Here is an 18,977-nt window from a genome sequence, read left to right as displayed (position 1 = left end):
GAGAGTCCCCATGAACCCACGCCAAGCCTGCCTGGCCTGCCTGCAACGCGAACCGGCCGCCCTGCTGGAAGCCACCCTGTGGATAGCCGCCGAACACGATCACAGCGTCGACCCCTCGATCGGCCTGGCGCGCGTGCACGAGCTGCAGTGCGAGGTCAGTAGCCATCTGCCGATGCTGCCCCTGAACGAACTGGCCCAGCCGCTGCTGCGCCAGCTCAATGCCCTGGGCTTCCAGCAGGATGAGTACCACCCGCTGCGCCCGCACGTAGCGCTGATGGACAAGGTGCTGCAGCGCCGCCGTGGCCAGCCGCTGCTGTTGGCCATCCTCGCCCTGGAGCTGGCCCGGCACCTGTCGATCCCGCTCGAAGGGGTCAACTTTCCCGGCCACTTCCTGCTGCGCGTGCCTGGGGCCGATCACCTGCTCGACCCCTGCGGCGGGCGCCGCCTTTACCCCAACGACTGCCGCGAACTGCTCGCCCGCCAGTTCGGTGCGCAGTTGCCGTTGAGTGCCGAACACCTGCGCAGCGCCTCACCGATGCAGATGCTCCAGCGCCTGTCGCGCAACCTGCGCCAGCTGCACAGCAGCAACGACAACGACCTTGCCGCACTCATCGATGCCGAACGGGTGATGCAACTGGGCCCGGTGCAGGTCAGTGACTACCTGGCCCGGGCCACGCTCTACCAGCACCTTGAGTGCCCCCAGGCCGAACGCTTCGACCTGGAGCATGCGCTGCTGCTGACCGACGACCCGATCCAGCGCCTGAAACTGAGCGAACGGCTCGGCCAACTACCGTCGACCAAGCGCTCGATTCACTGAACCGGCGTGTCCACCTGCCGTGCCGGGTGGGCCTTGGCAAACGCCGGATGCGCCTCGGCCAGCGCCGCCACCCTGCGAATGCGCGGGTAACCGCCCAAGTCGATGTTGAAGCGCTCGGCCGCGTACAGCTGCGGGATCAGGTAGACATCGGCCAGCCCCGGCGTGGCACCGAAGCAGAAGCCCTCATCGCCAATCAATTGCTCCACCGCCGCCAGCCCTTGGCCGATCCAGTGGGCGATCCACTGATTGACCTGCGTCTCATCGTGCCCAAGCTGGCGCAGCTGGTTGAGCACACTGACGTTATGCAGCGGGTGCACGTCGCAACCGATGATCGCCGCCACACCGCGCACCTTGGCGCGCGCCTCGGCAGCGGCCGGCAGCAGAGCCGGCAGTGGATGAACCTCCTCCAGGTACTCGATGATCGCCGGCGACTGCACCAACAGCTCGCCGCCGTCGGTGCGCAGGGCCGGCACCCGCCCTTGCGGGTTGAGCGCCAGATAGTCATCGCCGCGCTGCTCGCCCTTGAGCAGGTTGACCGGCAGGGCCTGGTAGTCCAGGCCCTTGAGCGCCAGGGCGATGCGCACCCGGTACGACGAAGTGGACCGATAGTAGGTAAACAGCTCCATCGCCCGGCCCCCTCAGTTGGCCGCGACGATGGTGCCGCGGCACTCGCCGAAGCCGATGCTGGCTACGCCATCGCGCACGCAACGGGCCCGCAGGATGACCTCGTCACCGTCCTCGAGGAACTTGCGCACCTCGCCGCTGGCCAGCTCCACCGGGTGCTTGCCGCCCTCGGTGATCTCCAGCAGGCTGCCGAACGAGCCCGGCGTGGCGCCCGACAGGGTGCCCGAACCGAACAGGTCGCCCGGCTGCAGCTGGCAACCGTTGACGCTGTGGTGGGCAACCATCTGTGCCACGGTCCAGTACATGCTGCGGGTGCTGCTCAGGGTCAGGCGATGGGCAGGCAGGTTCTGCTCGCGCATGCGCTCGGTCAGCAGCAGCACCTCGAGTTCGATATCAAAGGCGCCACCGGCCTGGTCACGGCTGTCCAGCAGGTACGACAGCGGCTGCGGGTCACCCTCCGGGCGCGCCGGCTGGGCGCAGCGGAACGGCTCGAGCGCTTCGGCGGTCACCACCCAGGGCGACACGGTGCTGATGAAGCTCTTGGACAGGAACGGCCCCAGCGGCTGGTACTCCCAAGCCTGGATATCGCGGGCCGACCAGTCGTTGAGCAGGCAGAAGCCGGCCACGTGCTCGGCGGCATCGCCAATCGGGATCGGCTGCCCCAGGTCATTGCCCTGGCCGATCCAGATGCCCAGCTCCAGCTCGTAGTCCAGGCGCGCGCAGGGGCCGAAACTTGGCTCGGTCTGCCCGGCCGGCAGGGTCTGGCCCTTGGGCCGGCGGACATCGGCACCGGAAGGGCGAATGGTCGAGGCGCGGCCGTGGTAGCCGATCGGCACGTGCTTGTAGTTGGGCAGCAGCGGGTTGTCCGGGCGGAACAGCTTGCCGACGTTCTTGGCATGCTCGATGCCCACGTAGAAATCGGTGTAATCGCCGATCTTCGCCGGCAGGTGCAACTGGCAGGTGCTGGCTGGGTACAAGGCAGCTTTCAGCGCGGCCTGGTGTTCGCTCCCCTCCCCCAACAGCACCAGCAGGCGCTCGCGCAGGGCGACCCGCGCCGGGCGGCCGAGAGCGAAGAAGGCATTCAGTGCGCCGCCCAGGGTGGCCTCGACTGCGGCCTTGGCCTCACCTTCGAACAACCCGGCAGCCAGCACGGCCTCAAGGTCGAGGATGGCGTCGCCGATGGCCACGCCGCAACGTGGCGCCTGCCCCGGGCGGCTGAAGATGCCCAGCGGCAGGTTCTGCAGCGGGAAATCGCTGTGCCCGTTGGCGTGCTCGACCCAGCTACGGGCAATGGCGGTGTGGTTCATCGGTTATCTCCGGTTCGGGTTGAAGGTGCTCGGCAAGGTGGCCCAGCAACTATCGTAGTCGGCCTGCAATTGCGGGCTGTCGAGGGCCTGGCGGCTCGGGCGCAGCACCTGGCTGGTCTCGAACATGAAGGCCATGGTGTCGTCGATCTTGTGCGGCGCCAGGTCTGCGGCGATGGCTTTGTCGCAGGTCTCGGCGTCCGGCCCGTGGGCGCTCATCACGCCATGCAGCGAAGCGCCGCCCGGCAGGAAACCTTCGGCCTTGGCGTCGTAGGCGCCCTGGATCAGGCCCATGAATTCGTTCATCAGGTTGCGGTGGAACCATGGTGGACGGAAGGTGTTCTCGGCCACCATCCAGCGCGGCGGGAAAATCACGAAGTCCATGTTGGCCATGCCATGCACGCTGGTGGGCGAGGTCAGCACGGTGAAGATCGACGGGTCGGGGTGGTCGAAGCTGACCGTGCCGATGGTGTTGAAGCGGCGCAGGTCGTACTTGTACGGCACGTTGGTGCCGTGCCAGGCGACCACGTCCAACGGCGAGTGGGAAAGCTCGCAGGCCCAGTGTTCGCCGAGGAATTTCTGCACCAGTTGCACCGGCCCGCTGGTTTCTTCGTAGTGGGCCACCGGGGTGAGGAAGTCACGCGGGTTGGCCAGGCCGTTGCTGCCGATCGGGCCGAGGTCCGGGATGCGCAGCGGCGCGCCGTGGTTTTCGGCGATGTAGCCGCGGGCCTGGGCATCGAGCAGTTCGACCCGGAATTTCATGCCACGCGGGATGACCGCAATCTCCAGCGGCGCCACGTCCAGCACGCCCAGCTCGGTGGCGATGCGCAGGCGGCCCTGTTCGGGCACCAGCAGCAGCTCACCGTCGGCGTTGAAGAACACCCGCTCCATGGAACGGTTGGCGCGGTAGATGTAGATGCTCACGCCGGCCGGCTTTTCCGCTGCCGAGTTGGCCACCATCGGCACCCAGCCTTCGATGAAGTCGGTGGCTTCGGACGGGATCGGCTGGGGGCTCCAGCGCAGGCGATTGGGGGTGATGGCGCCCAGGGCGCCGGCCAGCGGCTGGCGCTCCAGGCGCTCGAAGCGTGGGTGCAATGCCGACGGGCGAATGCGGTACAGCCAGGTGCGGCGCAGCTCGCTGCGGGCCATGGTGAACGCGGTGCCCGACAGCAGCTCGGCATACAACCCGTAGGGCGCCTTCTGCGGCGAGTTCTGCCCGACCGGCAGCGCGCCGGGCAAGGCTTCGCTGGCGAATTCGTTGCCGAAACCGCTCAGGTACTCAAGTTCAGGTGAGGTGTCGCGGGTCATCTCGGTGCCTCCGGGCTGCTCAGAGCCGTCATGGGCAGCTGGCTGCGAAGCCCGATCCTGAAACCGGCACCTGGGGCGGCAGCGCGTCTGCATTGTTATTTTCGTAATCAGATTACGAATAACGTAATTTGCTCCCGTGCAGGCGTCAAGCTATAAAGGCGCCACCCCGTAAAATCTGGATAGATGTGTCCCCCATGGCCAAAGCCAGCAGCACCGACAACGGCAAACAGAAGGTCCGCTCGGCGGAAGTCGGCACCGACATCCTCAAGGCCCTGGCCGAACTCTCCCCTTCCACCTCGCTGTCGCGCCTTGCCGAACATGTGCAGATGCCGGCGAGCAAGGTCCACCGCTACCTGCAGGCCCTGATTTCAAGCGGGTTCGCCGAACAGGACGCGGCCACCAACCATTACGGGCTGGGCCGCGAGGCCTTGCGGGTGGGGATGGCGGCGCTGGGCAGCATCGATGTGCTGAAAGTCGCGGCCTTGCCGCTGTCGCAACTGCGCGACGAGCTCAACGAAAGCTGTTTCATCGCCGTATGGGGTAACCAGGGCGCAACCGTGGTGAGCATCGAGCCGGCAGTGCGCGCGGTGACGGTGGTAACCCAGATCGGCTCGGTGCTGCCGCTGCTCAGCTCGTCCACCGGCCTGGTTTTCGCGGCCCACTTGCCGGAGCGTGAGACGGTGGAGTTGCGCGACCAGGAGCTGGCCGCGCTGAACCAGGGCGCCAAGGACTACGCGCCATTGCTGGAGCAAATCCGCCAGCGCGGCCTGCACCATGTGCACGGCCTGCTGATGCCCGGGGTGGACGCTTTGTCCGCCCCGGTGTTCAACGCCATGGGCCAGATCGCCGCGGTGATGACCGTGGTCGGTCCGACCTCGATCTTCCATGCCGACGAGCAGGGTCCGGCGGCGCAAAGCCTGCTGGCGGCCGTGCAGGCTGTCAGCAGGCGCATGGGGCATCAACGATGATAGACCACCCTGGGTCTTGAATTGGCTTCTTCTAGCAACAGCCTGCCGAACGCCACCAATTCTTCATCCATGACTCTGCCGACCCCACCCAGGGCCGGGCTTGCCGACTTCAACACCACCTCACTGAATAGCTCCTTCATTAGCTGTCCGACAGGGCCTGACGGGTTCGGAAACAGCTTGTTCCACGCGGAAGAAATCACATTACCCACAGCAGAGTTCAGACCTGTGGCGGAAGCCACACCGAACATACCGAGGGCCATGTAAAACACAGCTGCCTCTTTTTCACCATCCCACCACGCGGTGGCAGCCTTGTGGAAAGATCGTTGTGCCCGGAACAGGCTGACTACTGCGGCTATCGGAGGGAAAGGCATGGTCAACGCACTGACAACCGGGCTCAGGACCAGATCCAAAGTCTCGATATAGCGTTCGAACACGCTGGTGGTCTGGGACTTCGCATCAAGGATCAGGTGCAGAGCACGGCGTTCGAAATCCTCGTCCCAATGAACAAGGCGGGAATAAGGGTATGCGTAGGCGTTGAGCACCACTCGCTCGCCATTTTTTTCTCGGTCCTCATTCATCGCTCTCATCGCCGCCTTGTCCGAATGGATGACTCGAGGGAGGAAATAGGCTCCGAGGTTTTCCTGCGTCCATTGCGCGGCAATCTCATGGAACGAACGCACAGCTCTGCCCCCCTCCGCATCACTCAGGTAGACGAATCGCTCACCATCGGGGGCATGTACCGCATAAACCCCGTCAATCAAACGAGGTTTTCCCCGATAGAAAGCGAACCGATGGAAATTGTGATGCTCCAGCACGTCTTCTTGACTCGGTGTCAGCGCTATCTCTCGCAACCAGCTGGTGCGCGACTCGTCGAGGTGCCCGTCGAGAGATGCGATCAGAAAATCGCGTCGCACTTTCAGCCCCATCACCAATCCGTGCAGTCGCAGGCGTCGCGCATGTTCAGGGCTCTCGTCCGAAGCGGAGTGGCTCTCGATGAGCGAGACATACGAGCCGCGAATAGAGCCACTGGAAACTCGGATGGCACTGGCGAGCAAGCGTATGTCCAAGTGCGAAAGATCTTGCCCGACACTGGAGCGCACACTTGTGAAACCCGCGAAGTTGCTGTCCGTTGGATATCCCCAGGCCATCAACTGAGTGAACGTCAGTTCCCCTTCGGGCGTCTCGAGAATCACCGTATCCGCATCGATCCAGCCCCCCTTGTTGCCAGGGAACTCATTGAGCCTGGCGGTGGCCCTCTGCTGGGCAAAACCGAGCAGTGTCGGCATCTGATTACTTGCAAGATAGGCTGGCTGAACCGCCAACAACTCATTGTCGAGCGAAGCCAAGCGCTCCCGGTCTTCCTGGCTGGCATCGATAGACCATTGCGGGGTAGCCTCAAGCACATTGTCCAGCAAGCCCGTAGTCATGTCGTCGAGCATCTTGGCAAGGAAGCCTTCGCGCAGCGGTACCAGGTGGAACGCGCCCAGTGGCAGTCTTCCTCGGCCTATCGCCACCTGCTGAAACTCACGTACATCCAGCTCTGAACGTCCAAGGACATAAGCCATGCCAACCGGAGTGCGTACCATGTCGACGAGCGCGCGTTGCAGGTCCAGTTCGGTCGCGAAACGTCGTAGCGCACCAAACGGCGCCCCCGGCGCATACAAAGTGAATGCATCATCCTCGACCAGGCAGACCACACCGAGTAGCGGCTGTCGCTGCAGATGAACCTGCTTGAGTTCGATACCCTCAGCGGCCTGCTCGCCCTCCAGCGAAGCTGTGATGAAGGCGTGAACGTGTTCTGGGATTTCATTGGCATATCGGGCAGCCAAAGCTGAGAACGCCAGCTCGGCAGTGACAAGTCCGCCTAACAGCTCCTGAGTATCCAGCTGCTGATACATCGCAGATGCCTGTTCACGGTAGCCCAGATGTAACCCAAGCCCATTGATCATGCGCTGCATGAGGCCATGGGTAAGCGTGTCACGAAGCGCTGGCTCGACAGCCTCGGTAAATAGGTTGTATCCGCGATACCCACCTGTGACTACCCAGTCCAGCAGGCTGCACTCACGCTCGCCGCGCGCATCAGGGAATAAACTGCGAACGCTCAACCTGGTTTTGCTCGGTGAAATCCGCAGCCCATTGGCGTGTTCGTCCAGCCAGTTGCGGATGCCTTGCTCGGCGAAGCTGCGATAGTCACCCAGGTGGCCCAGGTGTTCGGTAATGCGTCGCGAGGCCTGGTCCCGCGACGCTTGCAGTGTCAGGTAGGTCTCCAACGCTTCACCATTCAACCGGCGCAGCCAGCGCGGCCTGGATGCCAACCGATAGGCTGCAAGGTAATCGGCTATCCGCTCTTTTAACCCACCCACCCATCCATCCAGACGAGTGGCTGCATTGAGCATGCCCGCAGAGATGGGTTCTTCCTCGGCCCTTGCCTGAAGCTCTGCGAGAAGGCTGTCCTGCAGCGTCTTCAGATCCCTTACCAACTGCCTCGATACGGAGTACTCGGCCTCATCGAAACTCAATGCCAGCTGGGCGCCTTCACTTATGGCTTGGCGCAGCGCTTGCGGCAGCATCTTCGTCCATGGCTGACCACTGTTCAGCACCTGCTCCAGCCGCCGCGCCGCGCTGGCAGGCTGATCGTCGAACCATGCGCCCCAACCCAAGCCGTAAAGCGTGAAGTCTTCATCTCCCTCGGTCGCCCTTTCCAGGTCGCGGGTGACGACAAAGCACCCGGGGAGAAGCCCGCTGTAACCACCCGCCTGAACCGTCACCTGGCCCACGCAAGTGTCAACACCTGCCGCGAACAACGCTTCGATCCTGTGTTTGATTGCTGGCTCGACCATCGCCAGGATTGCCACTTCAAGCTCCATCAGTGGATAGATGTGCATTCGGAGTGTGGACAAGTCCCGATGGGACTGTTCTTGCTCGACCCACCACTTTTGCACCAGTTCGTGCCAATCGGGTAAGAGCGCACCGATCTCGTCAGCGCTGAACCATGACTCCTGGGCATTTTCCTCCACAGGTTCGGCCGTGAAACGGGGCGACGCGGCAAATTGTGTTTGCACAGCCAGGGCCAGCATCGACACCTGCGCAAGCAATTCCTGAACGGAGGTGGGTGAGTCCGCCCTATTCAATAACGAAAGGTTGGGAAATAACGCGTCGGAAAACATCTCAGAACTCCATCTGAATGAATGAAGCTCAAGATTGAGGTTGCAGGCATCCCACCTGAATCGGGAAGCAATTCCGCCATCGCGAGTAACGACTTCGTACAAGATGAGCCTACAACCAAGGACAGGCGGTGAGGGACCGAGTAGGAATAGAACTATTATCTCGAAGGACGTAATAGAGAATGTCAGAAGCGACTATTTTTCCCACGAGAACAAGCGCTTATTCTTACCTCACTGGCCGGCACGAAGGGCTCTCCCCCCCGCCTTTCGCGCCAGCCCAGGTTCACCGACGTTGATTTTGAAGCTCCTTGATCTAACGTCTCGATTGGCCGCTGCCTTTGCAGCGGCCTTTTTTATTTGTGCAAGAATCGCCGAATCAAGGTGGGTGCTGCTGTCTTGTTTTGCTTGCAGCGGCCTCATCGCCGGCAAGCCGGCTCCCACAGAAATTACACATGGTTTGAGGTCGTTGCGGTCGGGGTGGGAGCCGGCTTGCCGGCGAAAGGGCCGCAGGGCGGCCCCAACGGTCTTCACGCCAATGGATACTTCTGCAGATTGGCCATCATCTGCTGCAGCGCCTGAAAACTGTCCTGCGGGTGGCTCGCGCCCTCGAAATCACCAATCCGCCCCCAGTTGGCCGCCACCTGCTCCGGCGTGAAACCCTCTCGCGGATCGAAGCCCACGCCCTGGCTGCGCTCCCAGCGCACCTTGCCCACCCAGCCACCGCCCACCTCGAACAGCTGGCCGCTGTCCTGGCACTGCTCGCTGCCAAGAAACACCACCAACGGGCTGATCAATTCGGGCTTGAGCTGCTCGAACACCTGAGGCGGGATCAGCCCCTCGGTCATGCGGGTACCGCCGGTAGGGGCGATGGCATTGACCAGGATGCCGTGCTTGCGCCCCTCGATGGCCAGGGTACGGGTCAGGCCGTACAGGCCAAGCTTGGCCATGCCGTAGTTGGCTTGGCCGAAATTGCCGTAGATGCCCGAGGTGGACGAGGTGAAGATCACCCGCCCCCAGTTTTGCCCGCGCAGGTGCGGCCAGGCGGCGTGGGTGACTTTGTAAGCGCCCTCGACATGCACCCGGTAAACCAGCTCCCAATCGCTGTCTTCCATCTTGTGAAAGGTCTTGTCGCGCAGGATGCCGGCGTTGTTCACCAGCACATCGACCCGGCCAAAGCTGTCCAGGGCCTGTTCGACGATGCGCGCGCCCTCGGTCACCGAGTCATGGTTGGCCACCGCCGTGCCACCGGCGGCGCGGATTTCTTCCACAACCCGATCAGCCGCCGACACGTTGGCGCCTTCGCCATGGCTGCTGCCACCCAGGTCGTTGACCACCACCTTGGCCCCGTGCCTGGCGAACAACAGCGCATGGGCCCGGCCCAGGCCGCCACCGGCCCCTGTGACGATCACCACGCGATCTTGCAGACTTACCGGTTCGCTCATGCTCAAGGCTCCAGGCAGATGAAGGATGCGCGCAGTGTCGGCCAGCCCTCGCCGCCCGACAATCAAGCGCGCCCCGGCGAATGCCGGGGGATAACCCATGGCGATGATCGCCCGGTCACGACCAGGCGACTTTCTGTGGCACGTAGCTCAGCGGTTGTTCACGAAAGGCCAGGTAGTGGCGCAGTACCTGCACCGGCGCTTCGGTGTGCGGGTAGTGGCCGATGCCCTGCAACAACACGGTGTCCGGCTCGGGCACCACTTGCCGGTAGCGTTCGACCATGTGCGCGCCGGACAACGGGTCGACCGCACCATTGATGAAGCGCAGCCGCACGCCTTCGCGCTGCAGGGCACCGACCCAGCGCTCGCGTTGCGCCCGGCGTTCGGGCATGAAATTGATCAGCTTGTGCAGGATGCGCTGGCCACTGTTGGCGGCGATCAGGCTCCAGCAGTCGTCCAGCGCACTTTCGCTGGGGTGGGTGCAGGGCCCGTAGACCTGGGTCACATTGCGCACCAGGTCGTCGCGCCCGAACGAGCGCCCCACCAGCCAGCCAAGGCGGCTGAGCAGCAGTTTCTGGATCAGCAGCACGCGACAGCTCTCGGGGAACAGGCCGCTGTTGAGGAACACGCAGCTGGCGATCTGCAGGCGCTGCTCGTGGTGCCGGGCCAGCAGTTCCTGGGCGACACTGCCGCCATAGTCGTGGGCCAGCAAGTGCACCGGCTGGTCGATCTTCAGGTGCTCCAGCAGCGCCTGCTGCAGGTCGGCCTGCTCCAACAGGCTGTAGTCGTGGTCTGCGGGCTTGGCCGAATCGCCGAAGCCGAGCATGTCGCAGGCCACTACGCGAAAGCGTTGGGTGAGCGGTACCCACAGATAGTGCCAATCCCAGCTGGCGGTGGGGAAACCGTGTAGCAATAGCAGAGGCTCTCCTTGCCCTGCCGTCCAGTAGCGGATGCTCTGGCCCCGGAAGGTGAAACCCTGGCTCCGGGTGCGCCAGACGCACAATGGAATCTCGGCCAGAGGCATCAGGGTCGTCCCGGTATTGGTGTTTGAGTGTCGGAATAGGGCAAGGCTGCGTTCATTGCAAGTTACCTCGGCACATACATGTGCTCTCTATGTCGAGGCTCAGTCTAGAAGCCAATACGAAGGTGTTAAGTCGCCTTGGCAGCCAGCCTGATGACCGTGCGAGTCAGTGGCACGAACGGTCAGAACAACATGACCAGCAATGGCGCGGCAAACAGGTTGAGCAGCCCGGTGAGGACCATGACCAGGCCGGCCACCGAACCCTCTTCGCGGCCCACTTCCTGGGCCCGGCTCACGCCCGCGCCATGGGCGCCGACACCGAACAGCGCGCCCCGCGCCAGCGGCGTGCGCAGCGGCAGCCAGCGCAGCAGAACGCCACCAAACACCGCCCCCAGCACGCCGGTAAACATCACGAACACCGCGGTCAGTTCCGGCACGCCCCCCAGGTCCTGGGCCACCGGCATGGCAAACGGGGTGGTGATGGAGCGCGGCAGCAACGACAGGCTGACCGACTCGTCCAGCGCCAGCAGGTGCGCCAGCCCCCAGGAACTGCCGATCGAGGCGACGCTGCCGGCCAGCATGCCCACCAGCAACGCCGGCCAGTGCCGCGCCAACAATGCCCGCTGCTGCCAGATCGGCACGGCGAAGGCCACAGTCACCGGGCCCAGCACGCCCATCAGCCAATGGGTGTTGCGCGCATATTCGGCGTAGGCGGTGTGCAGCGGCACGGCCACCGCCAGCAGCAACGCCGGCACCAGGATCAGCGGCGACAGCAAATAGCGCCCACTGCGCCGATACAGCCAGCGGCTGCCCACATAGGCGACCAGGGTGAGCGCCAGCCAGAACAATGACTTGGGTTCAAGGTTCATGGCGCAACCGCCAGCGGCACACCAACTCGACCGTCGCGGCGGTGACCACCATCACCAGCAGGGTACTCACCGCGATCACCAGCAGGATGCGCCAGCCTTCGCTGCGCAACAGGCTGCCGTAGTCCAGCAGGCTCATCAGCGCGGGGATGAAGAACAGCAGCATCTCGGCCATCAGCCATCCGGCACCCAATTGCAGAGTGGCGGGCTTGAGCAGGCCTGTGGCGAACAGCATGAGCAGCAGCGCCAGGCCCATCACCCCGCCGGGTATCGGCCAGCCCAGCCAGGCCGCGAGCTGGCCGCCGATCCAAAACAGGGCCAGCAGCACCGCCAGCTCAGCGAGCAGGCGGCAGGTTTTTTTCAGTAATGCAGGGTTCATGGGTACGGTCCTCGACAACGTGCCCAGTGTAAAAGTCGGTCGCAAAGGCCAAAAGCGAATTGTTAGACTGCTCGCCATTCCATAATGGAATTCATGGCATGGAATTCAAACAGCTGCGCAGCTTTATCGAAGTCGTTCACCGTGGTGGCTTCACCCAGGCCGCGGGCACCCTGCACGTCAGCCAGTCGGCAGTGAGCAAGCAGGTCGCCCAGCTGGAACAGGCCATCGGCCAGCCATTGCTCGAGCGCCAGGGTTCGCAGCTGCTGCTGACCGCCGCCGGGCGCATCGTGCTGGAGCGTGGCGAAGTGTTGCTGCGCCAGCGCCAGGAACTGCTCAACGAGCTGGACGATCTTGGCCAGATGGCCCGTGGCGAGCTGCGCCTGGGCCTGCCCTTGCTGGGCAGTGATGCACTGTTTGCCGGGTTGTTCGCCGAGTACCGGCGGCGTTACCCGCAGATCTCGGTGCAACTGCTCGAAGGCGGCAGCCGTATGGTCGAGCAGGCGGTGAAAAGTGGCGAGCTGGAGCTGGGCGGCAGCCTGACGCCGAGCGACCCGGCATTCGACTACCAACCCTTCTGCAATGAACCGCTGGATGCCCTGCTGCCCGCCGAGCATGCCCTGGCGGGCCAGGCAGAAGTCGACCTGGCGCAACTGGCCGATACGCCGTTCCTGCTGTACCAACGCAGCTTCATGCTCAATGACCGGCTGCTCAGCGCCTGCCAGCAGGTGGGTTTTACCCCGAAGGAAGGCGGGCGCAGCGGCCAGGCGGATTTTCTTGCCTCGTTGGTGGCGGCGGGCCAAGGGGTGGTGTTGCTGCCGCGGGTGGTCGCGCGGGCCCTGGAGCGGCCCGGGGTGGTGCGCCTGCCCTTGCGCGCGCCGGGCGACCTCAAGTGGGACATCGCCTTCATCTGGCGGCGCGGGGCGTACCTGTCACGGGCGGCGCAGGCGTGGTTGGCATTGTTGCGCGAGCACACCTGACGGCGCCGAACTCAAGACCTGCACTCTGCCTGTGGGAGCGGCGGTTCGCCGCTGCGATTTACCCGCGAAGATGACACCTCGGTGCCTGGCACGGGCTATGCCCGTGTTCGCGGGTGAACCCGCTCCCACAGGGTGTGGGAGCGGCGGTGCGCCGCTGCGACTTGCCCCGCGATGGCATTCAGCCCTGAATGGCTGCGGCAAACTCCGCCAGCCACGGCTCGGCGTCGGCCTCCGGGGTCACGGTCTCGCTGGCATCCAGGCGCAGCATCGGCAGCACCTCACGCACGCCCAGTTCGGCAAACAGCTCGCGCAGCTGCTCGCCACCACCGCAGTAGGTATCGCCGTAGCTGGAGTCGCCCAGGCCGATCACGGCACCCGGCAGGCCACGCCAGGCGGCGGGCAGTACATCGCGAATGACGCTGTACAGCGGCATCAGGTTGTCGGGCAGTTCGCCCATGCCGGTGGTCGAGGTCACCGCCAGCAAGGCCTGCGGGGCAAAGCCCTCGATATCCTGCAGGGTGGCACGGCCTGCATGCCAGGCTTCATGGCCGGCAGCGTTGAGCAGCGCCACCGCATGACGGGCGACTTCATCGGCGGTGCCATAGACCGAACCGGAAATAATGGCGACTTTCATCAGGTGAGGATTCCGAAACTGAGTGAAAGCGTAGGATACTAGCACCCGACAGTGGCAAAAGGCCGCCTCCCCCTAAAGTCACAGCCGCGCAAACAATCCGACCAGTAACCTGAACCAAACCCATACACCACTGTCCACCCCCTTGACGTAATCGCTATTACCGATCGTTTCCTCGAGTTCGACCATGCAAGCAGATGCCCTTCTCTCCCAGGACGAGCTGGATTTCATCCAGAACATGCAGCACTCGCCGCAGTTGAACCTGGCCGACCCCATGTCGAGCCTGCTGGTCAATGGCGACCGTCGCCTGAAGGATCTGCTCACCCGCCTGGTGGCCAATGAACAGGTCACGCTGCAGGCCAGTTTCAACAACCAGCAGTTGAGCTTCCCCCTGCAACTGGTCGAAGACGAGTTCCACGCCCTGCACCTGCAACTGGGCTCACCGGACATCTACGAAGACGGCCCCATGCTGCGCCCGTGGCGCCTGTCGCTGGAGCAACCGGCGGCATTGCTCGACGCCCACCACCAGGCCAGCGACCTGTGGGTACGGGATATTTCGTTCAAGGGCGTGCTGGTGGAAGTCCACGGACAGAGCAAGGCACCGGCGCATTTCGAGCTGCACTTCGCCGCCGAGGACATCCCGCCGATCGGCCTGCACGGCGTGTTGCGCCGGCGCATCGGCCCCAGGCTGGCCGCCTACGACCTGTCGCACACGCCGGCCGAAGAGATCGAGCGGCTGCGCGAATACATTCTTCAGGCTCACCGCCAGGCCCACCCCGAGTTGCACGCGCAAGCGAACTTCTGACGACCGTCCGCCCGTTGAAACTGACGGGTCATGATCGATCGGCGATAATCCGCGCCCGATTCTTGCAAGCATGCCTGCGCCGCCCACCACCCCGGGCCGCATGCCAAGGGGCCGGCTACCCGCCAGCCCCGTCGCCAGGAGATACACGATGTCTACCCACCCCGTCACCCTGATGGTGTCGCGCCGCGCCGCCCATGGCCGCTACCAGGACCTGCTGGCCTGGCTGCACGAAGGCGAACAGCTGGCCACCGACTTCCCCGGCTACCTGGGCTCAGGCATCCTCGCCCCGCCTGCCGAAGGCGATGACTTCCAGATCATCTTCCGCTTCACCAACGAGCAAACCCTGCACGCCTGGGAACATTCAGCCTCGCGTCGCACCTGGTTGCAGCGCGGTGACGGCCTGTTCGAACGCCCCAAAGAGAGGCGCGTCAGCGGCATCGACGACTGGTTCGGCACCAACATGGTGCAAAAACCGCCACGCTGGAAGCAGGCCACGGCTATCTGGCTGGCGTTCTTCCCGGTCTCGTTGCTGTTCAACCTACTGTTCGGCCACTGGCTGGCGCCGCTCGATCTGCTGCCGCGGGTGTTGCTCAGCACCCTGGCCCTGACGCCGCTCATGGTGTACCTGTTCATCCCGCTGTCGACGCGCCTGCTGGCCGGCTGGCTGAACCCGGCGCCGCGCTCGGCCGCAGACCGCGCCGAGGGCCTGCGCAGCCGCTGAGGCACGGGCTCGCAAGGCGGTGCAGTTCGGGTATGCTGGGGCATCACGCACGGACAGACGGCAGACCGCCCCGAACATGAACAGCCCTATCCTCATTACCGGTGCCAGCCAGCGTGTCGGGCTGGCCCTGGCGCTGGAGCTGGCCCAGGCCGGCCATACGGTGGTCAGCGCCAGCCGCAGCCTCAATGCACACGCGGCGCACCCGAACATCCAGCAGTTCCAGACCGACCTCACCAACGCCGACGACCGCCAGGCCCTGATCGACCACCTGCACAAGCATTACGACGGCCTGCGCGCGATCATCCACAACGCCTCGCTGTGGCTCGACGACGGCCTGGACAACCTCGACACCATGTTCCGCCTGCACGTCGAGGCGCCCTACCACCTCAACCTGGCGCTGGGTGAGCTGCTAGGCAAGGTAGACAAGGCCGACATCATCCATATCTGCGACGAGACCTCTTCGCGCGGCAGCAAGAGCCATATCGGCTATGCCGCGACCAAGGCCGCGCTGCAGAACATGGTGCTGTCGTTCGCCGAAAAGTACGCGCCCACGGTGCGCGTCAACGGTATCCTGCCGGGCCTGCTGATCCTCAAGGAGGGTGGCGACGAGCACTATCGCCAGCAGACGCTGAAAAAAGCCCTGCTGGAGTTCGAACCCGGCGCCCGCCCGCTGATCGACGCCGTGCTGTTCCTGCTGCACAGCCAGTACAGCACCGGCAGCCAGGTGGTCATCAACGGTGGCCGCCATCTGAAGAACCGCATGACCTGAGAGACCGCCATGACTCCCCAACAACAGCTCGAACTCGAAGCCGCCGCGTTCCGGCGCCTGGTCGACCATCTGCAAAAGCGCACCGACGTGCAGAACATCGACCTGATGAACCTCTCCGGCTTTTGCCGCAACTGCCTGTCCAAGTGGTACAAGGCCGCCGCCGACGAGCGCCAGGTCGACCTGAGCATGGACGATGCCCGCGAAGCGGTGTACGGCATGCCCTACGCCGAGTGGAAAGCCCAATACCAGAAAGAAGCCAGCGCCGAACAACAGGCGGCGTTCGAACAAGGAAAACCCCGTGACTGACCTGAACACCCTGCGCAGCAGCCTCGCCAGCGGCGAACACGTTTTCGCCGACACCCTGGCGTTCATCGCCGCCAACTACAGCTACCAGCCACAAGCCTTCGACAACGGTGATGTGCACAACGCCGCCGGGCAGAACGAAGGTTCGTGCAAGACCCTGGGCCTGGCCTTGCTGGAAGGGTTGAGCGACCAGGAAGCGCTGCTGGCGTTTGGCGAGCACTACCGTGATGTGGTGGCCACGCCCGAGGGCAGCGACCATGGCAATATCCGTGCGCTGATCAAGCATGGGCTGGCTGGGGTGAAGTTTGCCGAGCTGCCTTTGGCGCGCCTGGCTTGATACCGCTGGGGCCGCTTTGCGGCCCTTTCGCCGGCAAGCCGGCTCCCACCCTGACCGCATATCGCCGACACTGTGGGAGCTGGCTTGCCAGCGATTGGGCCGGTACAAGCGTCCTCAACTGACGATCTGACCGGGCACATCTACCGCCAACCGCCCCGCCTGCAACCACCCCAGCGCAATCGGCCAAAGGCTCTGGCGGAAACGGTCATGGAAGAACGCGAAGTGGCCAATCTCCTCGACGCCGATATCCACAGGCGCCACCCGCAGGTGCTTGCGCCCGCGCTCATCCAGATAACCCAATAACCGCTCGGTGGCCGCCACCGTGCCGAACGGATCGTCGGTCAGGCTGATCGCCAAGGTCGAGGCGCTGACGTGAGCGAACGGCAAGGCTTGCAGCAACCGCCCGCTGGGCCGGTGCTCGTAGCGTGGCGTCGGCGTGCTCCAGTCGTGCACCACCCCCGCCGGCGTGTCCTCCAGCCACCCCAGGCGCTTGCCCGGAAAGTAGCCGAACACCCGGGTCAGCAATGGCATCAGCACATGCCATTTGCCATACAGCTGCCAGCGCTGGTCCGCCGCATAGTCGCGCCAGTAGGCGAACTGCGCCCCCACCAGCACCGCGTGCTGCACCTGCGCCGCCGAAGGCGCCAGCCCCAGCGCCCAGCCGCCGAAACTGTGCCCCACCACATGCACCGGTTGCCCCGGATGTTCGGCGCCAGCCAGTTGCAGCATGGCCTCGAAATCCAGCCGGCCCCAGTCGCTCCACGAAGCCTGGAAACCGCGCAGCGAGGCCGGGCGCGATTCACCGATGCCACGGTAGTCGTAGCTCAGCACATCGAAGCCTTGGGCGAACAGGTAGTCGGCAAAACGCGAGTAGTAACGGCAACGCACCGAAGTGGCGGCGTTGATGATCACCAGCGGGCGCTGGCTTGCGGGGGTGGCGTGGCGCCAGCGGAAACCGCCGAGGCTGTAGCCGTCGGGGGCGTTGTGGCGAAAGGCGGTGGCGGGCTGGGTAAGGCTGCTCATGGCGCGCTTCTGTGTTGTTGTGCGCCAACGCTAGCAAAAAATCTGTCGCCTGTACCGGCCTCATCGCCGGCAAGCCGGCTCCCACCGGGTATGTGTGGGAGCTGGCTTGCCAGCGATAGGGCCTGACGCGATTACAGCTCGATGCAGTCGAACTTCACATCGGTGGCCACGTCTTCGTCGTAGTTGACGTCAGCGCGCTCGAAACCGAACAGGTTGAGGAACTGCTTCTTGTAACCGGCGTAGTCGGTCAGCTCGAACAGGTTCTCGGTGGTCACCTTCGGCCACATGGCACGGCAGGCGTCCTGCACATCATCACGCAGTTCCCAGTCGTCCAGACGCAGACGGCCTTCCTCGTCCAGTGCAGCCGGCGCACCGTCCTCACGGTACATGCGGTCACGGAACATGCGGTCCAGCTGGTGCTGGGTACCTTCGTGGATACCCTTCTCCTGCATGATCTTGAAGACCATCGACAGGTACAGCGGCATCACCGGAATTGCCGAGCTGGCCTGGGTAACCACCGACTTCAGCACCGCAACGTTGGCACTGCCACCGACTTTTTTGCCCAGGCGCTGGGCGGTTTCGTCCAGGTCCTGCTTGGCCTTGCCCAGCGCGCCGTCCCAGTAGATCGGCCAGGTGATGTCGGAGCCGATGTAGCTGAAGGCCACGGTGCGGGCCTGAGGCGCCAGCACGCCGGCGGCGTTCAGGGCATCGATCCACAGTTCCCAGTCCTGGCCGCCCATCACGGTGACGGTGTCGGCGATTTCCTGCTCGGTGGCCGGCTCGATGCTGGCCTCGATGATGGTGTCCTTGTTGGTGTCGATGGCGGTCGACTTGTACGGCTGGCCGATCGGCTTGAGCGCCGAGCGGATCACTTCACCGGTCTGCGGCAGCTTGCGCACCGGCGAGGCCAGGGAGTAGATGACCAGGTCGACCTGGCCGCCCATTTCGTTCTTGATCAGCTCGATGACCTTGGCGCGGGCTTCGTCGGAGAAGGCGTCACCGTTGATCGACTTGCTGTACAGGCCCTCGGCCTTGGCGAACTTGTCGAAGGCGGCGGCGTTGTACCAGCCGGCGGTGCCGGCCTTGGTCTCGGTGCCCGGCTTTTCGAAGAACACGCCCAGGGTGTCGGCCTTGAAGCCGAATGCCGCGGTGATGCGGGCGGCCAGGCCGTAGCCGCTGGAGGCGCCGATCACCAGGACTTTCTTCGGACCATCCTCGCGCACGCCCAGCTTGCGGGTGGCTTCGATCTGGTCACGGACGTTGAGCTCGCAGCCCTTTGGGTGAGTCGTGGTGCAGATGAAACCGCGAACCTTGGGATGAATGATGGCCAATGTCTGTACCTCGTCAGGTTTAGGCTGGGGAAGCGCCCCGGCGAAAATGGGGCGGTTCCGTTTGATCTAGAGGGTGAGACTACCCTCGCATGTCATCCGACACATATTACGGGGTGATCGGGGTGATGCAAAACACCGACCGGCCCTATCGCTGGCAAGCCAGCTCCCCCAGAAGCGGCCACTGTTGGAG

19 protein-coding genes are annotated in these 18,977 nt (G+C 64.1%); 8 read left to right on the top strand and 11 right to left on the bottom strand.

What is annotated here, in order from left to right; translation table 11 throughout:
* Positions 1 to 10 precede the first annotated feature (10 nt).
* Complete coding sequence (locus tag ACQ4N9_RS22925; protein WP_390966962.1) at positions 11 to 817, top strand: SirB1 family protein; 807 nt, start codon at positions 11 to 13, stop codon at positions 815 to 817.
* On the opposite strand, the gene maiA is transcribed toward ACQ4N9_RS22925, so the two are convergent.
* The 3 genes from maiA to hmgA are packed head-to-tail and all read right to left on the bottom strand — an operon-like array spanning position 811 to position 4,053.
* The gene (gene maiA, locus ACQ4N9_RS22920) at positions 811 to 1,443 is read right to left on the bottom strand and encodes a maleylacetoacetate isomerase (protein ID WP_390966960.1); all 633 of its coding nucleotides are present in this window, start codon (positions 1,441 to 1,443) and stop codon (positions 811 to 813) included. The two genes, ACQ4N9_RS22925 and maiA, sit on opposite strands and share 7 nt — an antisense overlap.
* A 12-nt stretch (positions 1,444 to 1,455) precedes the next feature.
* Positions 1,456 to 2,748: a fumarylacetoacetase gene (gene fahA, locus ACQ4N9_RS22915; protein ID WP_390966958.1), complete on the bottom strand. Its 1,293-nt coding sequence runs from the start codon at positions 2,746 to 2,748 to the stop codon at positions 1,456 to 1,458.
* Between the two features lie 3 nt (positions 2,749 to 2,751).
* Entirely contained in the window at positions 2,752 to 4,053 is a 1,302-nt protein-coding gene (gene hmgA / locus ACQ4N9_RS22910; RefSeq protein WP_390966956.1) for a homogentisate 1,2-dioxygenase, read from the bottom strand.
* 194 nt (positions 4,054 to 4,247) lie between these two features.
* Here hmgA and ACQ4N9_RS22905 point away from each other — a divergent pair, with 194 nt between their 5' ends.
* Positions 4,248 to 5,021, top strand: coding sequence for an IclR family transcriptional regulator (locus ACQ4N9_RS22905; protein ID WP_390966954.1), 774 nt, complete (start codon positions 4,248 to 4,250; stop codon positions 5,019 to 5,021).
* On the opposite strand, the gene ACQ4N9_RS22900 is transcribed toward ACQ4N9_RS22905, so the two are convergent.
* The 5 genes from ACQ4N9_RS22900 to ACQ4N9_RS22880 all read right to left on the bottom strand — a co-directional run bounded on the left by ACQ4N9_RS22900 (position 5,012) and on the right by ACQ4N9_RS22880 (position 11,890).
* Positions 5,012 to 8,188 carry a hypothetical protein gene (locus ACQ4N9_RS22900; RefSeq protein ID WP_390966952.1) on the bottom strand — a complete coding sequence of 1,059 codons (3,177 nt, stop codon included), beginning with the start codon at positions 8,186 to 8,188 and terminating at the stop codon, positions 5,012 to 5,014. The genes ACQ4N9_RS22905 and ACQ4N9_RS22900 overlap by 10 nt on opposite strands.
* 524 nt (positions 8,189 to 8,712) lie before the next feature.
* Entirely contained in the window at positions 8,713 to 9,627 is a 915-nt protein-coding gene (locus ACQ4N9_RS22895) for an SDR family oxidoreductase (protein WP_390966950.1), read from the bottom strand.
* Positions 9,628 to 9,742: 115 nt separating this feature from the next.
* Positions 9,743 to 10,648, bottom strand: a complete 906-nt coding sequence (locus ACQ4N9_RS22890) for an alpha/beta fold hydrolase (RefSeq protein WP_390966948.1) — start codon at positions 10,646 to 10,648, stop codon at positions 9,743 to 9,745.
* 179 nt (positions 10,649 to 10,827) lie between these two features.
* A complete protein-coding gene (locus ACQ4N9_RS22885; RefSeq protein WP_390966946.1) occupies positions 10,828 to 11,514 on the bottom strand; it encodes an LrgB family protein in 687 nt (228 codons plus the stop codon).
* On the bottom strand, positions 11,504 to 11,890 hold the full coding sequence (locus ACQ4N9_RS22880) for a CidA/LrgA family protein (protein WP_390966944.1): 387 nt from the start codon (positions 11,888 to 11,890) through the stop codon (positions 11,504 to 11,506). The genes ACQ4N9_RS22885 and ACQ4N9_RS22880 overlap by 11 nt, the downstream gene beginning before the upstream one ends.
* Before the next feature lie 98 nt (positions 11,891 to 11,988).
* Here ACQ4N9_RS22880 and ACQ4N9_RS22875 point away from each other — a divergent pair, with 98 nt between their 5' ends.
* A complete protein-coding gene (locus tag ACQ4N9_RS22875; protein WP_390966942.1) occupies positions 11,989 to 12,867 on the top strand; it encodes a LysR family transcriptional regulator in 879 nt (292 codons plus the stop codon).
* Positions 12,868 to 13,045: 178 nt separating this feature from the next.
* Here the strand turns inward: ACQ4N9_RS22875 and ACQ4N9_RS22870 are convergent, their stop codons facing one another.
* The gene (locus ACQ4N9_RS22870) at positions 13,046 to 13,501 is read right to left on the bottom strand and encodes a flavodoxin (RefSeq protein ID WP_390966940.1); all 456 of its coding nucleotides are present in this window, start codon (positions 13,499 to 13,501) and stop codon (positions 13,046 to 13,048) included.
* A 184-nt stretch (positions 13,502 to 13,685) separates the two neighbouring features.
* Here ACQ4N9_RS22870 and ACQ4N9_RS22865 point away from each other — a divergent pair, with 184 nt between their 5' ends.
* From ACQ4N9_RS22865 to ACQ4N9_RS22845, 5 genes are all read left to right on the top strand, one after another.
* Positions 13,686 to 14,303 (top strand): hypothetical protein, encoded by a 618-nt coding sequence (locus tag ACQ4N9_RS22865; protein WP_390966938.1) that lies wholly within the window; start codon positions 13,686 to 13,688, stop codon positions 14,301 to 14,303.
* 148 nt (positions 14,304 to 14,451) lie between these two features.
* The gene (locus ACQ4N9_RS22860) at positions 14,452 to 15,024 is read left to right on the top strand and encodes an antibiotic biosynthesis monooxygenase (protein ID WP_390966936.1); all 573 of its coding nucleotides are present in this window, start codon (positions 14,452 to 14,454) and stop codon (positions 15,022 to 15,024) included.
* Positions 15,025 to 15,100: 76 nt separating this feature from the next.
* The gene (folM, locus tag ACQ4N9_RS22855) at positions 15,101 to 15,793 is read left to right on the top strand and encodes a dihydromonapterin reductase (RefSeq protein WP_390966934.1); all 693 of its coding nucleotides are present in this window, start codon (positions 15,101 to 15,103) and stop codon (positions 15,791 to 15,793) included.
* 9 nt (positions 15,794 to 15,802) lie between these two features.
* Entirely contained in the window at positions 15,803 to 16,099 is a 297-nt protein-coding gene (locus ACQ4N9_RS22850; RefSeq protein WP_110991715.1) for a DUF1244 domain-containing protein, read from the top strand.
* Positions 16,092 to 16,433, top strand: coding sequence for a HopJ type III effector protein (locus tag ACQ4N9_RS22845; RefSeq protein ID WP_390966932.1), 342 nt, complete (start codon positions 16,092 to 16,094; stop codon positions 16,431 to 16,433). Before ACQ4N9_RS22850 ends, ACQ4N9_RS22845 begins: the two co-directional genes overlap by 8 nt.
* A 114-nt stretch (positions 16,434 to 16,547) precedes the next feature.
* Here the strand turns inward: ACQ4N9_RS22845 and ACQ4N9_RS22840 are convergent, their stop codons facing one another.
* Positions 16,548 to 17,456: an alpha/beta hydrolase family protein gene (locus ACQ4N9_RS22840; RefSeq protein ID WP_390966930.1), complete on the bottom strand. Its 909-nt coding sequence runs from the start codon at positions 17,454 to 17,456 to the stop codon at positions 16,548 to 16,550.
* Positions 17,457 to 17,587: 131 nt separating this feature from the next.
* Positions 17,588 to 18,787, bottom strand: coding sequence for an enoyl-ACP reductase FabV (gene fabV, locus ACQ4N9_RS22835; protein ID WP_110991718.1), 1,200 nt, complete (start codon positions 18,785 to 18,787; stop codon positions 17,588 to 17,590).
* Between the last annotated feature and the right edge of the window lie 190 nt (positions 18,788 to 18,977).

It is taken from the genome of Pseudomonas sp. ES1, assembly GCF_050586605.1.
GTDB classification, from domain to species: domain Bacteria; phylum Pseudomonadota; class Gammaproteobacteria; order Pseudomonadales; family Pseudomonadaceae; genus Aquipseudomonas; species Aquipseudomonas sichuanensis.
This window is presented reverse-complemented; position numbering and strand designations above follow the sequence as displayed.

Coding starts and splice junctions, on each gene's coding strand:
- ACQ4N9_RS22925 (WP_390966962.1), top strand. CDS start 11: ATGAACCCACGCCAAGCCTGCCTGGCCTGCCTGCAACGCGAACCGGCC.
- ACQ4N9_RS22865 (WP_390966938.1), top strand. CDS start 13,686: ATGCAAGCAGATGCCCTTCTCTCCCAGGACGAGCTGGATTTCATCCAG.
- hmgA (WP_390966956.1), bottom strand. CDS start 4,053: ATGACCCGCGACACCTCACCTGAACTTGAGTACCTGAGCGGTTTCGGC.
- ACQ4N9_RS22885 (WP_390966946.1), bottom strand. CDS start 11,514: ATGAACCTTGAACCCAAGTCATTGTTCTGGCTGGCGCTCACCCTGGTC.
- folM (WP_390966934.1), top strand. CDS start 15,101: ATGAACAGCCCTATCCTCATTACCGGTGCCAGCCAGCGTGTCGGGCTG.
- ACQ4N9_RS22875 (WP_390966942.1), top strand. CDS start 11,989: ATGGAATTCAAACAGCTGCGCAGCTTTATCGAAGTCGTTCACCGTGGT.
- ACQ4N9_RS22880 (WP_390966944.1), bottom strand. CDS start 11,890: ATGAACCCTGCATTACTGAAAAAAACCTGCCGCCTGCTCGCTGAGCTG.
- ACQ4N9_RS22860 (WP_390966936.1), top strand. CDS start 14,452: ATGTCTACCCACCCCGTCACCCTGATGGTGTCGCGCCGCGCCGCCCAT.
- ACQ4N9_RS22905 (WP_390966954.1), top strand. CDS start 4,248: ATGGCCAAAGCCAGCAGCACCGACAACGGCAAACAGAAGGTCCGCTCG.
- maiA (WP_390966960.1), bottom strand. CDS start 1,443: ATGGAGCTGTTTACCTACTATCGGTCCACTTCGTCGTACCGGGTGCGC.
- ACQ4N9_RS22890 (WP_390966948.1), bottom strand. CDS start 10,648: ATGCCTCTGGCCGAGATTCCATTGTGCGTCTGGCGCACCCGGAGCCAG.
- ACQ4N9_RS22850 (WP_110991715.1), top strand. CDS start 15,803: ATGACTCCCCAACAACAGCTCGAACTCGAAGCCGCCGCGTTCCGGCGC.
- fahA (WP_390966958.1), bottom strand. CDS start 2,748: ATGAACCACACCGCCATTGCCCGTAGCTGGGTCGAGCACGCCAACGGG.
- ACQ4N9_RS22900 (WP_390966952.1), bottom strand. CDS start 8,188: ATGTTTTCCGACGCGTTATTTCCCAACCTTTCGTTATTGAATAGGGCG.
- ACQ4N9_RS22840 (WP_390966930.1), bottom strand. CDS start 17,456: ATGAGCAGCCTTACCCAGCCCGCCACCGCCTTTCGCCACAACGCCCCC.
- ACQ4N9_RS22870 (WP_390966940.1), bottom strand. CDS start 13,501: ATGAAAGTCGCCATTATTTCCGGTTCGGTCTATGGCACCGCCGATGAA.
- ACQ4N9_RS22895 (WP_390966950.1), bottom strand. CDS start 9,627: ATGAGCGAACCGGTAAGTCTGCAAGATCGCGTGGTGATCGTCACAGGG.